This window comes from Chloroflexota bacterium (assembly GCA_026708035.1).
GTDB lineage: Bacteria > Chloroflexota > UBA11872 > UBA11872 > UBA11872 > JAJECS01.
In genome coordinates, this window is record JAPOVQ010000030.1 from 106,559 (window position 1) to 119,995 (window position 13,437).

The following is a 13,437-nucleotide window of genomic DNA, read 5'->3' on the forward strand; positions in this document are numbered from 1 at the left end:
GATCGGTCCGGCATGACCGAAGCTATGCGGAACGGTAGAGATCGGCGATCGTGACCGGATCGCCGCTGGCCGCCGAACGATAGGCCGCGTCGACCATCTCCACCGACCACTGCGCAATCGAGCCCGGCGACAGGTTTGGCGCCCGGCCCAACACCACGTCGGCCAGGTTCTTCGCCGGCTCCCGCAGCGGGTAGTGCAGCGAGGCATCCTCCTCGCGCATTTCCTCGCCGCCGCCGCCATAGCGGTGCAGCGTCAGCCGCGGCGTCCGCTCCATATCGACTTCCATCCAGCCCCGCGAGCCAAAGATGCGCAGCTCGTTGTGAGGGGTGTCGTCGCCGGGTTTCGTCCCGATGCTAGCCACCGTGCCCAACGCGCCGCCGGTGAAGCGCACGCTCAGCGCGTCCACCGCGTCGACGGGCACTTCGAGATTCGACATATACCCATGGACCGACTCCGGCCCGTCGTCAATCACGAAGGCCGCCAGCGCCGCCGAATGCGTGAGCTGATTCTGCCCCTGCCCGTGGGCGCTGAAGTTTTGGCCCGTGGGGCCGTGCACCGGAAAGTCCCAGCCCTCGAGCACGTCCGGCTGCCGCACGAGCTGGATGGCCGAGCTTGCAAATAGGCTATGGACCAATTCGACCTCGCCGATCGCACCGCCGGTAATCAACTCGCGGGCGCGGCGCGCCAGCCGCGTGTAGTGAAACGTGTGGCCGACCAAGACTTCGGTGCCGGCGCGCTCGGCCGCTTCCAGCAGCACCCGGCCCTCGGGCGCAATCTCGGTCATTGGCTTCTCGATCAGCACATGCAGCCCCGCGTCGATGGCCCGGTGCGCCAGCTCGAAATGCGTGGCGTTGCTGCTGGCGACGACCAGTCCGTCCAGCGGCTCCCGCGCCAGCATGCGGTCGAGGTCGTCGTAGACCGCGGCCACGCCGTAGTGCTCGGCCGCCCGCGCCGCGCGCTCCGCATCCAGGTCGCAGAGCGCCGGAACCTCGGCCAGCGGATGCTCGATGAGCCCCGGAATGTGCGCCTCGGTGGCCCACCAGCCCGTGCCCACGACCCCGATCCGTGCCACCCGCATGGCGCTCGTCACTCCTGGACTCCGTCCGCACCGCCACCGGCAACATAGCGCACGGACACGCCCTGGCTAGCCAAGGCTTATCGGGTCGCGGGGATAGTCGGTCAGCACTTCGCAGCCATCGGCGGTAACGGCCACCGTCTCGCTGATGCCCACGCCCGCGCGGCCCACGTCGCGCGCCACCGCCCGGACGTGAAACACATGGCCCGCCTCGAGCGTCGGGTAGGTGGCGACCGACCGCTCGGTGCGGCCGCTGCGCGGGCAGATCTGCAGGCCGGGCACATCCATCCAGTCCGGTTCGAAGCTCAGGCCCACCGAATACCCGCGATTGCCGTCCCTGAATACGCCTGGTGGCAGCTCGCTCAGTGGCTCGGTTGCGTGCTCGCCGAGCTCGAGCGTGGACACGCCGGGGCGCATGCCGGCGATCGTTCGTTCCACCGCCGCGACGCAGGCCGCATACATCGCGTCCCAAACCGGATCGGCCAGCTCGCCGATCACGCCCGTGCGGATCATGGGCGCGGTGTAGCGCTTGACGCACGCGCCCCACTCCAGAATCGCCGGATGGCCAGGCGTGAGCCGCGAGCGCCCGAACGTCGTGTGCGGAATGCCGGAGTTCCGACCGGCCGTGATGATGGGCTGAATCGACATGCGCTCGCTGCCGGCGCCCACCAGCGCCTGATAGGCCGCCGCCGCCACGTTGGTGTCGGGCGCGTCCGGGTGCAACTCGGCCCTGGCGGCATCAAACCCGCGCGGCGTGATCGCCCCGGCGGACCGAATGGCGGCGATCTCGGCCGCGCTCTTCCGCGCCCGCACTCCGTCCACCAGCCAGTGGACGTAGCTCCACGAGGCACCCACCGACTCCGAGGCGTGCAGAAAGCCCTGGTGCGCCCCGCCGTGCTGATGGTGCTCCCAGCCCAGCCTTGCCTTGGCCCAGCCGCGATGTCTCAGCACGTCGACGAGCGCGGCGGCGGGGTCTTCCGACCACGGATACGTGACCACGTCCTCGACCCAACTCGAGACCAAAGCGTTGAAGACCTCGAAGTCGTCCACCAGCAGCGTGGGATCGCGGTCGATTCCGACGATGAGGAATGCGGGCACGAACGACGCCAGCGTTTCGTAGCCGCTCACATAGCAGACGCTCGGCGCAAAGGTGCACACCAGCGCATCCAGACCCTCTTCCGCCATGGCGGTCCGCAGCGCCTCGTGCCGCCGCTGAAACTCGGTTTCGTCAAAGGTCAGCGACCGGATGTCGCCGGCATCCGCCGGACGCTTGAGCTCACCGAACAGCGGCATGGGCCCTTTTTCCTGAGCAGCTGGCTGCACGACCCGAAGATCGCACAGCCGCCGCAAAAACGCGTTGAGGACTGCGTTGTGCCGCAGGAATCGCAGCGTCCCGGCCTGACGTGGCACGATAGCGGCTAGGTTTCGGCGCCGATGCCCATCCGTCGGCTCAGAGTGTGAGGTGTGCGCCAGTGCCCTACGACCTTGCCGAGAACAAGATGCTCACCGACTGGCTGCGCGGCCGTGGAGGGTTCAGGGTTGGGCTCGCAATCGGAGGCATCGTCACGATCATCTGGCTGGCGATTTCATATGCCTCGCCGCTGTTCTTCGTGGGCGAGTGGTATGGGTTCGCGATGGCCACGCCGGTTCCCATCGCCGCCTTTATCGCCGCCGGCGTGATTTGGGGTCTCTTGTTCCGCCTGGCCGCCGGAGTGACCTGGCTGTTTGGCTGCGGCCTGGTCTTCGGCATCTGCGCCGGCATGTCCGAGGGACTGGCCGCCAGCCTGGGCTGGTCCCTGGACTGGGGATTCAACGTAAAAACGTTCTACAACCCCATCGATGTCGAGCCACAGGGGCTTGCCGTCGGCGTGGTCAAGGCGCTCATCCATGCCGGTGCGGGCGCCGCCGCGACCATCCTCGGGGCGTTTGCCGCCACGGTTGCCAGCACGTTGTTCATTCGCCGCTTCGTCGCCAAGCGCATGCGCCACGCGGGGCCCCGCCTCGTGGCCCGGTTCCCTGTGCGGGCCCGTCAGGTGATTGACCCGGGCTACCGCTACGGCGGCGAGGGATAGTTGTCCGAGCGGACTACGTACGGCTTGCGATCGTCACGAATTCGCCTTCGCCGACATCCGCATGCTGAAAGAGTTGCTGCTTCATAGCTCGCACACGGTCCGCACAAGCGCCGTGATTGCACGCGACAGAAAGATCGTCCTCGTCGAGTTCGACGACGCCGGCTTCGTGCACTTCAACCTGCCGGGCGGCGGCGTGCAAGGCGGCGAGACGATTCACGATGGTCTGATCCGCGAAGTGCGTGAGGAAATCGACTGCGACGTGACCGTGCGCGAGTTACTGTTTGCCGACGAGTATCAGCCCACGGGGCGCGGTCCGACTGAAGGCGGGCTTCCGGCCATCCGATTGATTTTTCGCTGCGACCTTGCCACGGGCGCCACGCCGCGCATGCCGGCTCGGCCCGACCCGATGCAAACCGCGGTTCGCTGGGTGTCTCTCGATGAGATGGGGCATCCGACGCCGCTGCTTCCCGACATCCGTGACAACCTCGCGGCGGCGCTGCACTCACCTGGAACCCAGCGCATGTTCACGTTCGGGCCGTAGGCAGTCGCCGACGTGCTCTACGACCTTGCCGAGAACAAGACTGTCACCGACTGGCTGCGCGGCTGGGGCGGGTTCAAGGTCGGGCTCGTGCTTGGGGCCATTATCGCGGCGATCTGGATGCCGCTGGTCTTCACCGCCCCACAGGTCATTGACGAGGGCGGTCTCTACAACCTCTCCATGACCGTGCATATCCCGGTCTTCAGCTTCATTGGCTTCGGCCTCGTGTGGGGGCTGCTGTTCAAGAACGTTGCCGGGGTGACCTGGGCGCTCGGCGTCGGCCTGGCGGTGGCCGCAACCGCCGGGATGGTCGCCGGCATGGACGTTTCCCAAGGATGGGGCGTGGACTGGGGCTTCGGCTTCAAGTCGTTCTATACCCGCGTCGACGTGGTGCCGCTTGGCGCCGCGAACGGCGCCCTGGCGGGCCTGATGTTTGGCGGCGCGCTAGGCGCCATGGCCGCGCTCGGGTCGCTGCTCGCCATGGTGGTCAGCATGGTCTACCTGCGTCGCCACGTCGCCAAGCGAATGCGCAACGCGGCGCCCCGCATCGTGAGCCGGCTCCCCGGCCGCGTGCGACAGGTCATCGATCCGGCCTATCGGCACGGCGCCGCCCGCTAGCCAGCCGAGGAGATCTCAAACAGCTCGCGCGGGTCACCTCGAGAGTCCGTGGTAGCTTGCAGGAGCATTGTGCACAGTTGAGGAGCCCCTCATGACGCGTGTCTTTGCGAATCTCGCCCGAACGATCGCCAGTCGCCTTCGACGATTCGCGAACATAATCGGCGACGCGCTGAACGGTCCCGCTAACGACAACCGCACCGAGTACATTGGCAGCATGACCTCGCTCAGCTCGCATCGTCGAGACGATCACGGTTTGCCCATGAGGCGGCGCTAGCACCACCTGACCCCGAGGCACAACCACGGAGAGCGCCGGCGACCAGGGCCGATTAGGTCGGCTTCACCGTGATCCAGGCGCCCAGAATGGCACTGCGCCGCGGGTCGTTGCGGTCGGTTTCGGCATAGGCCGCCAGCAGCGTGTCGGGCGCCACCTCGATGACCCAGTCGTAATTGCCGCAGTCCCACGCCTGCGTGCCCAGGTTGAGGCAGGTGTGCCCCATCCAGCTGTGGCCGTCGTCGCGGCTGAAGGCGAGCCAGTCGCCAGGCCTGCCATAGATCACGGCGAGCACGCCGTTCGACATGCGGCAGGCCTTGGGCAAGACGCCGCGGTCGGCGACGGGCTCGGGAGCGCTCCACGAGTGGCCGTCGTCCGCGGAGCGGCTCATCGCGAGCGCGGTGTGCCGCCCCTCGTATCGCCCGCCGGTGCGCATGAAACACAGCAGGTCGCCGTTCGGCAGCGCCAGCAAGTCGGGCTCGGTGAATCCCTCGATGTGGTGCGTGTGGGTCGGGTTGAGGTCAAAGGCCACGCTCGCGCGATAGCTCCAGGTCGCTCCCCGATCGTCCGAGCGAATGACAAACGTCCGATGCTTGACGTCGCCGGCGAACTTTCCGAGCACGGTGGCCAGGAGGCTCCCGTCGCGCAGCGCCACGAGGCCGTGATCCACGTAGGCGTAGAGGTGCCGCCCCCACTTCTCGCTGTCTTCCTCCGCCAGCTCCGGAACACCCGAGATCAGCGCCGATTCCGGGGCGTGCGTCTGGCCGTTGTCGTGGGAGCGATGGATCGAAAAGCGATAGGCGCCCGGCGCGTCGCCGCGCGTCAGCCACGGTTCGCCCGGCGTTCCCACGTGCAGCAGCTCGCCGTCGTCGAATTGGTGCACGTAGAAGCTGGGCCAGGCAGGCGCGGCGTACCACGTCTCGCCGCCGTCACGCGACCGGCGCCAGGTGAGCTCGGGCTCGACCGTACGAGGCCCGCCCACCACCAGCTCGCCATTGGCCAGCTGGAAGAGGAAGCCGCAGGGGCACTGATTCTCATGCGCGGGGATTAGGGTCTCGGTGCGCTCGACCTGCACGGTGAGACCGGGAAACGAATAGGAGCCCCGGCCGAGCGCCTCGCGCCGGCCGTTGGGCTTGGTGATTGCCATGTGGCGACTCCGCCAGCAACGAGTGGGGTCCACTTTACGCGGTTCGAGGTAGCGCTCGGCACGACGGGAGTGGTCACCCACCATGGGCGCCATCGACTGACCCACGGCGCCACCTACCTGGGCATGGCGACAGCTCAATCCAGCTCCCGCGGCGGCCGGGATGTCAGGTCACCGGCTTGGCACACCACAATGCCGCTATCCGGGGCGTGCTTCGCGGCCTTTCTCCTCCACGAGTGTTCGCCCTCCGTCTAGCTTCGCTCGTCGATCGCGCGCACCTCATCGGACCAGTCGCGCCAGATGCCGCCGCCGTCATCGTCCATCGCCAGCGCATCGGAGAGCGACTCGAGCGTTTTGAGATAGCCGTAGATCGTGGCCTGGCGGATGACGTCGCTGGATTGGTTCTGTCCGGGGATGTGCAGAATCTTCGTGTGCCACAAGACCAAGGTGCCAGCCGGCCCATGTGTCTCGAAAGGCTGGGTATCGGCCTTGATCTGCTCGAATAGGGGGTCGGGGCGATATTCGTAGCCTCCCGCCTCGCGCATCTTTTCACGCTCGCCCGTGTGCGTCAGTCCGTGTTCGTGAAAGGCCTTCCACTGCTTCTCCCAGATCCGCGTGTGGCTGCCCGGCCACACGGTGAAGCCGCCGGAGGCGGGCGGAAGGTCGTCGATGTAGGCGGCGAACTGTAGGCGGGTCCTGCCATAGCACGGGCCGTCGGAATGGGAGCCGCGCCAGTTCGGCCCTGGCGAGGGGCTGTTCGGCAGCGTGCAATACAGGCCGCGTGTCCCTTGTCCGTTCATCCACACCGGTCCGGTCTTGGGCACCCGCAGATCGTCCGTCGTGTAACTCGCGGCATCCCGATAGTTCTCAATCTGCCGGCCCAAGTGACTCGCGAGGCTCTCCATGGCGCCGTCGTCCATAAAGCATGGGCCCGTCGCAAACCCCGACTGGTCCAGACCGGCGGGCCATACCACCGTCCCCTCCCCGAGCAGTTGCTCGGCGATCTGCCACACCGCCCGCGGACCAAGGTCGAGCGCGAGATCTTCAGACCCATTGCGAATCGTCAACCGGTGGCCCTTGCCGCTCAAGAGCGGCTCGCCGCCGTCCGCGGGACGACGGGCGCTGAAGCCGGCGGTCTCCTCTTCAGTGATCGGGCCCCACGTCGAGGGATCGTCTCGCTTCATGCGGGGCAGGTCGGCCGCAATCGTCTCCCACATGTCGTCCCGGGCGCGGCGGCAAAGATCTGGGTCGAGCACCGCCGGAAGCACGAGAACGCCATCGCGCTTGAACTGGGCGATCTGACTGGCCGTCAAGGGCGCAACTTGCGGCACGCTGGGGGAAGGCGTCGGCATCGGATCCCATCCTTCTTGTTTTGGCAACAATACGCATCCGAACGGATCAGATGATTTCCGACTCTAAGAATGTGTCGCTGGCGTCGGTGCCGCAAGTCTCGTGACCGGCGGTGGCCGCGTCGTCGCCGGTGGTCGTCAGTCCAGGATTTCGAGAGTGTCGCGGATGAAATTCACCGACCTGGCAAGCGCCCGCCTCGGGTCGCCCGCCGTCTGAATGAACTCGATGGCGTCCGACTGACGCCGCAACAGATGTTGCTCGCAGCGGTTGGATGTCGGGAAGCCGCGGCGACCCGAAGATCGGCAGGACAGCGCAGCGCCCTGCGCGTCTCTGGACGGCGTGACACACTCGCCCTAGCGGCAACGGCGCGCACGGGGAGACAGGGCCATGGAGTACCGCAATCTCGGTCGCACGGGGGTCAAGGTCAGCCCGCTGTGTCTGGGCTGTTGGAACTTCGGCCAGGTGACCGATCAGGACCAGACGCAGGCCATCGTCGACTGCGCCCTGGATGCGGGCGTCAACTTCTTCGATACCGCCAACTCCTATGGCCGCGGCACCAGCGAGACCATGGTCGGGAAGGCGCTCGGCGGGTCGGGCCGCCGCTCGCGCGTGGTGCTGGCCACCAAGGTCCACTTCCCCATGGACGACGACGATCCGAACGCGCAGGGCAACAGCCGACGCCACATCATCGAGCAGTGCGAGGGATCCCTGCGGCGCCTGCAGACCGACTACATCGACCTCTACCAGGTGCACCGACCCGTGACGGACGTGCCACTGGACGAGACGCTGCGCGCGCTCGACGACCTGATTCGCGCCGGCAAGGTGCGCTACGTCGGAACGAGCACGTACCCGGCCTGGCAAGTGGTGGAGTCGCTCTGGGTCTCACGCGAGCTGGGACTCAATCGCATCATTTGCGACCAGCCGCCGTATCACCTGCTTGACCGGCGCATCGAGCGCGAGCTGGTGCCGATGGCACTGAACTTCGGCATCGGGATCATTCCCTGGGCGCCGCTGGCGGGTGGCTTCCTCACAGGGCGGTATGCCCGCGGCGCGACGCCTCCAGCGGGATCTCGCTATGAACGCAGCGTCGAAACGCAGCGCCAGCGAGGCCTCTTCACCGACGCCGCGTTTAAGGTGGTGGACGAGCTGACGGCCATCGCCAACGACAAGGGCTGCACGCCCGGCCAGTTGGCCCTGGCGTGGAACATGCGGCAGCTGGGGATCACGAGCCCCATCGTGGGACCGCGCACGCCGGAGCAGTGGGCGGAGAATCTGGGCGCGATCAACGTGGCGGTGACCGACGCCGACCGCGAGCGGCTGGACGCGGTGGCGCCGCCAGGCCGGGCGATCGCCACCTACTACAACGCCCCTTGGGGTCCGCACGAGTACCGCTGATGCGGCGGAGTCAATCGATGCGCAACACCTGGTCGTTCCCGCAAGCTTCTTCGTCATTCCGGCGGAAGCCGGAATCCAGTTCCCCAATTGCCTGGCTGACTGATCGAGAGTGCTTGGCGCCTAGGGTGCGGGCGGGTTTGAAACCCGCCCCTACGCGGCTGTGCCGGAATCCTTGGAGCAGCTAGCCATGCGCCTGCATTCCAGCCTTGAGGGCGATCGGTTTCCAGCCGGTGACCTGGGGATGTCAGCAAAGAGTTGGCGTTTTCCGTCGACGAGTACCGCGGCCGAATGCGACGCGCCTACGCCGCCGTGGACGCCGCCGGACTGGACGCCCTGCTGGTGATGAACCCGGCCAACGTTTTCTATCTTTCGGGATTTCAGACTTTCGCCGTGGACGGCGCCGCCTGTCTGGTGGTGCCGCGACACGGCGAACCGTCCATCGCGATGGATCCGCCGGAGTTCGGCAGCGCCTGGATCAGCGCGTGGTTCGACGATCTGCGCGGCTATCCGCCCGGGAGCGATCGTCCGGCCTATGCCGCATCGATGCTGGCCGAGCACGGGCTGGATCGCGGCCGCATCGGCGTCGACGACGCCAGCTGGGGACAGACGCCGGCATTTCGGGCAGGGCTGGAGCAAACTCTTCCCCACGCCGAGTTCGTCAGCGCCGGGGAGTTGTTCATCGAACTCAAGCGCCTGAAGTCACCCGCCGAGATCGAGCACATCCGCTGGGCGGCGCTCGCCACCCGGGCGGCCACCGAGGCAGCGGTCAAGACGGCGGCTGCCGGCGTGACGGACGGCGAGATCGCCGGCGCGGCCTATGCCGCCATGGCGCGCGCCGGCGGCGAGTATCCCTGCCTGTCGCCCATCGTCACCAGCGGCCGCCGCTCGGGCATCCTGCACTCCACCCACAAGCGCCGCACGCTCGAACGCGGCGACAACGTCCTGCTCGAGATCGGCGCCTGCCATCAGCGCTACACCGCGCCGCAAATGCGCACGCTGACCATCGGCTCGCCCTCCGACGAGGTCCGACGCACGGCGGATGCCTGCATCGCCGCCCTCAATGCCGTGCTAAGCGTCCTGCGACCTGGAGCGGTGGCCAGGGACGTGGCCGAGACCGGCTGGCGCGAGCTGGCCACCGCCGGCGACGACCTGGTCTTCCACGGCAATTTCGGCTACGGCATCGGCGCGGGATTTCCGCCGAACTGGGCCGACGCCACGGGGTTCATCCAGCGCGATCAGTCCACCGTGCTGGAGCCCGGCATGGTCTTCCACCACCCCATCGCCGTACGGCGGCTCGGACAGTTCGGCGTCGCGTTCAGCGAGACCAGCGTCATCACCAAGGACGGCTGCGAGGTGCTCACGCACGGCGAGCGCGCCCTCATCGAGCGCTAGTGCGTATGGACAGGCGTAGCGTGTACCCCTGCGCGTGCGGGCATGGCCGCACCGCCGTTCGTGGTGAGCCTGTCGAACCATGAACGGCGTCCTTCGACTTCGCTCAGGGCGAACGGGGGTGAATTGAATACACCGTCTTCTGGCATCCTGCATCGGACCCGTTGGAACCACCACTAGTGCCCATGGCCCACCACCGCATAGGCATCGTCTGGCCCGAGGCGGTGCAGGCTGGGCATCTCGTCGAGTTGGAGCAGTTCGTTCCGCCGGGCCTCGAGCTCGACATCGAGCCGGTGGACTCCGCGCCCGAGCTTGGACCCGAGGGCATCACGCTGGGGCACGTGGAAGGCATCGCCAGCGATCCCGCCATTGGCCGCGCGGCGCGGCGCCTCGTCCAGCGCGGCGCCCAAGCTGTGGCCTACGGCTGCACCTCGGGCAGCTACGTCCTTGGCCCCGACGGCGACGCGGCCATTGCGGCCGACATGCACACTGCCGCGGGCGTCCCGGCCACTACAACCTCCACGGCCGCGGCCGCCGCGCTGCGTGAGCTTGGCGTGCGCCGGGTCGCCGTGCTCTCACCGCACCTCGACGCGCTCAACGAGCGTCTGCGCGCCTACCTGGAATCCAGCGGATTCGCCGTGGTCAACATGATCGGCCTGAACCGGCGCGGCGACATCGAGGCCATCGAACCCGGCGAGACGCGCGATCTTGTCGCTGCCGGCGTCGACACGCCGGAGGCCCAGGCCATCTTCATCAGCTGCACGGGCCTGCGCACGGCCGCCATCATCGACGACCTCGAAGCGGCAATCTCCAAACCCATCGTCACCGCCAACCAGGCCACCCTGTGGCGCGCCGCCCAGCTCGCCGGCGCCCCGGCCACCGCGCCAGGACGAGGGCGCTTGCTCGTCGCCTCGCCCAGCTAACCGCGTTGGTCCGCAACGCCGGAGCGAGTGGAAGCGCTTCATAGCCCCAGCAGTGATGACTCCCGCGCATCGGCCATTTCATAATCCAACTTTGGATTGGCCGACACCGCCGATTTGCCGCACAAGTGCGTACGCCCGATTTGCGATGCCAAGATGGCCGCCTACGCGCGCCCGTGGGTGGAGCCGAGCATGAGCCAATCGGGTTTGGAACGAGATCCAGATCGGTCCATTGGTTCGAATCTCTCCGCCGACGTCTTCGCCGGTACTGCCGAGGTTTATGCGCGATACCGGCCTCCCTACCCGGACGAGCTGCTCGACGATCTTAGGGGGCGCGCCGATATCACGGACAAAGGCCGCTTGCTGGATTTGGCCTGTGGACCAGGACGCGTGGCGATTCCGCTGGCGGAGTACTTCCGCGAGGTCTGGGCCGTCGACCAGGAGCCGGAGATGATCGAGGTTGGGCAGTCGAGGTCCAAGCGGAAGGGCCTGGCAAACATTCGCTGGATGGTTGGACGTGCCGAGGAGATCGAGACCGCACCGGGCTCCTTCGAGCTAATCACCATCGGCGAGGCCTTTCACCGGTTGGATCAGCCGGTGATCGCCGAACGGGCCATGGCTTGGCTCGCGCCCGGCCGCTGCCTGGTGACGCTGGGGTGCTTCAGTCTGATGGTGGGCCGGGAGCCGTGGCATGACGTGCTGCGGGCGGCCGTTCGGCGTTGGACGGATCGCGGCGCCGCCGGGCAAGCCACGAGCGCCCGAGCCTCACCGCAGACTCGCGGCGCCGATCATGAAGGCGCAGTGTTGACGGGCCACGGGTTCGAGCACGTCGGCACGTTCGAGTTCCCGCATCCATACGTCTGGACGCTGGACTCGATTCTGGGGAACCTCAACTCCACTTCACGACTTTCGCGCCGTGTACTCGGCAGTGAGGCCGAGCGCTTCGACGCCGACGTGCGGCGGGCGCTGCTCGCCTTCGACTCCACCGGTCGCTACCCGGAGACGCTCCGGTTTGGGTACAGCCTGTTCAGGGCGCCGGAAGGTCGAACCTCACGCGACGCCCCTCCCAAAAGGACGCGCTAGCTCACCAGGGAGTCACCGGGAATGCAACGGGCACGGGCGTCCAATGTGGCCAACCGACGTAGCCCTCGTTTTGGGTCAACTGCGTCAGATCCGAGCCATCCGAGCCCATCACGAAGATCTCGTGGCTAAAGACGACTTTCGAATGGAATGCGATGTACCGCCCGTCGGGCGACCAAGCGGGGTTTCCGTCTGCCCCGCCGTGACGGCTCACCCGTTTCACGTCCGAGCCGTCCACGCCCATCACGTGGACTTTCCGAACCCCGTTGACTTCCGAGACGAATGCGAGGCGGCTCCCGTCGGGCGACCAATCCGCGTCCAGGTCCGCCACGTCGTTATGGGTCAACTGCGTCACGTCCGAGCCGTCCACGCCCATCACGTAGATTTCAGGGTCCCCATCGCGGTTCGAGTGGAAGGCAATTTGACGCCCGTCGGGCGACCAACTGGGCACCGCGTCCAAGGCGCCGTTGAAGGTCAGCTGCGTCACCTCGGACCCATCCGCGCGCATCACGAAGATCTCATAGTCCCCATCACGGTTGGAGAAGAACACGAGGCGGCTCCCGTCGGGCGACCAGCGGGGGGACCAGTCGATCTCACCGTTGTGGGTCAACTGCGTCAGGTTCGTGCCGTTGGCGTCCATCACATAGATTTCATAGTCCCCGTCGCGGTCGGAGCCGAATGCAATGCGGCTCCCGTCGGGCGACCACCGTGGGGCCCCGTCCCGCGCGTCGGCATGGGTCAACTGCGTCACGCTGGAGCCGTCGGGGCGCATGACGTGAATCCTGGTCTTTCCGTAAACGGGCGAGCCGAAGGCGAGCAGGGCGCCGACCGGGCGCTTCGCGGCATCGGGAATGATCACGTCGCTCAGCCGCTTCACCTTGTCCGGCACGTTCTGCAGATTCACCCGGCCCTCCGTCACACCCGGGGCCGGCACGTTCCAGATCACGAACACCGTCCGCTGTGACCGCAGCATCTGCAAGCCCTGCGGATTCCCGTTGACCTCGCGCTCTTCATACCGGATCGGCAGCCCGTAGAGGTTCAACCAATCCGGCTCGGCCAGAAATCGCTCCTTGATCGCCGGGTTCTGCTCCAGCAGCGCCAGATGGTTCCGAATGATGGCGCCGAAAGTTGCGCCCTGGTCGGCTTCCAGCACCTGGTGTGGCGGCACGTTGGGTAGCTCGACGTTGGGGTAACGGTTGGCCAGCACATCCAGCGTGTTGTAGTAGTTGATCCGCTCCTTGCCGGGATCCCACTGGAGGATGACCTTCTGGAATGCCTGCAAGGTGAACGGGCCGTTCACCCACCGCTGGCTGATCGGATAGCCAATGGAATCCGCGCTGCGCGCGCGCACGAAGTCCCACAAGGGCACGCCGTCGGCGTTCGTCACGGCAAATCCGTCGTCAGGATAGGGCGTGTCGCCGCCGGTATTCGTGAACAAGCAGCCATCGTTGAGTTCGGCGCCTACGCAGTCCAGCGCCAGCGACGTGGACGACACCGCCATCAGCGCCATCACTCCGGCGACCGCTGCCACCGCGACCATCCGGCACCGGCGCAATCGATCACGCGACAAGTACATTTCCACCCT

12 protein-coding genes are annotated in these 13,437 nt (G+C 67.0%); 7 read left to right on the forward strand and 5 right to left on the reverse strand.

Features of this window, described 5'->3' with window-relative positions; translation table 11 throughout:
• Window positions 1-22: 22 nt before the first annotated feature.
• Together OXG33_12845 and OXG33_12850 are read right to left on the reverse strand one after the other, a co-directional pair.
• On the reverse strand, window positions 23-1,078 hold the full coding sequence (locus OXG33_12845) for a Gfo/Idh/MocA family oxidoreductase (GenBank protein ID MCY4114804.1): 1,056 nt from the start codon (window positions 1,076-1,078) through the stop codon (window positions 23-25).
• A 66-nt stretch (window positions 1,079-1,144) separates the two neighbouring features.
• Window positions 1,145-2,368, reverse strand: coding sequence for a Xaa-Pro peptidase family protein (locus OXG33_12850; GenBank protein MCY4114805.1), 1,224 nt, complete (start codon window positions 2,366-2,368; stop codon window positions 1,145-1,147).
• A 179-nt stretch (window positions 2,369-2,547) separates the two neighbouring features.
• On the opposite strand from OXG33_12850, the gene OXG33_12855 reads away from it, so the two are divergent.
• The 3 genes from OXG33_12855 to OXG33_12865 all read left to right on the forward strand — a co-directional run bounded on the left by OXG33_12855 (window position 2,548) and on the right by OXG33_12865 (window position 4,303).
• Window positions 2,548-3,147 (forward strand): hypothetical protein, encoded by a 600-nt coding sequence (locus OXG33_12855; protein MCY4114806.1) that lies wholly within the window; start codon window positions 2,548-2,550, stop codon window positions 3,145-3,147.
• Window positions 3,148-3,208: 61 nt separating this feature from the next.
• Complete coding sequence (locus OXG33_12860; protein ID MCY4114807.1) at window positions 3,209-3,688, forward strand: NUDIX domain-containing protein; 480 nt, start codon at window positions 3,209-3,211, stop codon at window positions 3,686-3,688.
• A gap of 12 nt (window positions 3,689-3,700) precedes the next feature.
• Window positions 3,701-4,303 carry a hypothetical protein gene (locus tag OXG33_12865; protein ID MCY4114808.1) on the forward strand — a complete coding sequence of 201 codons (603 nt, stop codon included), beginning with the start codon at window positions 3,701-3,703 and terminating at the stop codon, window positions 4,301-4,303.
• 326 nt (window positions 4,304-4,629) lie between these two features.
• Here the strand turns inward: OXG33_12865 and OXG33_12870 are convergent, their stop codons facing one another.
• Entirely contained in the window at window positions 4,630-5,721 is a 1,092-nt protein-coding gene (locus OXG33_12870; protein ID MCY4114809.1) for a sialidase family protein, read from the reverse strand.
• A gap of 248 nt (window positions 5,722-5,969) precedes the next feature.
• The gene (locus OXG33_12875; protein ID MCY4114810.1) at window positions 5,970-7,070 is read right to left on the reverse strand and encodes a phytanoyl-CoA dioxygenase family protein; all 1,101 of its coding nucleotides are present in this window, start codon (window positions 7,068-7,070) and stop codon (window positions 5,970-5,972) included.
• A gap of 385 nt (window positions 7,071-7,455) precedes the next feature.
• On the opposite strand from OXG33_12875, the gene OXG33_12880 reads away from it, so the two are divergent.
• From OXG33_12880 to OXG33_12895, 4 genes are all read left to right on the forward strand, one after another.
• Window positions 7,456-8,463: an aldo/keto reductase gene (locus tag OXG33_12880; GenBank protein MCY4114811.1), complete on the forward strand. Its 1,008-nt coding sequence runs from the start codon at window positions 7,456-7,458 to the stop codon at window positions 8,461-8,463.
• A gap of 288 nt (window positions 8,464-8,751) precedes the next feature.
• Window positions 8,752-9,855, forward strand: a complete 1,104-nt coding sequence (locus OXG33_12885; protein ID MCY4114812.1) for a Xaa-Pro peptidase family protein — start codon at window positions 8,752-8,754, stop codon at window positions 9,853-9,855.
• A 182-nt stretch (window positions 9,856-10,037) separates the two neighbouring features.
• Entirely contained in the window at window positions 10,038-10,775 is a 738-nt protein-coding gene (locus OXG33_12890) for a decarboxylase (GenBank protein MCY4114813.1), read from the forward strand.
• Between the two features lie 189 nt (window positions 10,776-10,964).
• The gene (locus OXG33_12895) at window positions 10,965-11,855 is read left to right on the forward strand and encodes a class I SAM-dependent methyltransferase (protein MCY4114814.1); all 891 of its coding nucleotides are present in this window, start codon (window positions 10,965-10,967) and stop codon (window positions 11,853-11,855) included.
• Between the two features lies 1 nt (window position 11,856).
• On the opposite strand, the gene OXG33_12900 is transcribed toward OXG33_12895, so the two are convergent.
• Window positions 11,857-13,383 (reverse strand): LpqB family beta-propeller domain-containing protein, encoded by a 1,527-nt coding sequence (locus OXG33_12900; protein MCY4114815.1) that lies wholly within the window; start codon window positions 13,381-13,383, stop codon window positions 11,857-11,859.
• Window positions 13,384-13,437 lie beyond the last annotated feature (54 nt).

Excerpts from the sequence above, each read along its gene's own strand:
- OXG33_12845 (MCY4114804.1), bottom strand. The coding sequence starts at position 1,078 with ATGCGGGTGGCACGGATCGGGGTCGTGGGCACGGGCTGGTGGGCCACC.
- OXG33_12850 (MCY4114805.1), bottom strand. The coding sequence starts at position 2,368 with ATGCCGCTGTTCGGTGAGCTCAAGCGTCCGGCGGATGCCGGCGACATC.
- OXG33_12860 (MCY4114807.1), top strand. The coding sequence starts at position 3,209 with ATGCTGAAAGAGTTGCTGCTTCATAGCTCGCACACGGTCCGCACAAGC.
- OXG33_12870 (MCY4114809.1), bottom strand. The coding sequence starts at position 5,721 with ATGGCAATCACCAAGCCCAACGGCCGGCGCGAGGCGCTCGGCCGGGGC.
- OXG33_12875 (MCY4114810.1), bottom strand. The coding sequence starts at position 7,070 with ATGCCGACGCCTTCCCCCAGCGTGCCGCAAGTTGCGCCCTTGACGGCC.
- OXG33_12880 (MCY4114811.1), top strand. The coding sequence starts at position 7,456 with ATGGAGTACCGCAATCTCGGTCGCACGGGGGTCAAGGTCAGCCCGCTG.
- OXG33_12885 (MCY4114812.1), top strand. The coding sequence starts at position 8,752 with ATGCGACGCGCCTACGCCGCCGTGGACGCCGCCGGACTGGACGCCCTG.
- OXG33_12890 (MCY4114813.1), top strand. The coding sequence starts at position 10,038 with ATGGCCCACCACCGCATAGGCATCGTCTGGCCCGAGGCGGTGCAGGCT.
- OXG33_12895 (MCY4114814.1), top strand. The coding sequence starts at position 10,965 with ATGAGCCAATCGGGTTTGGAACGAGATCCAGATCGGTCCATTGGTTCG.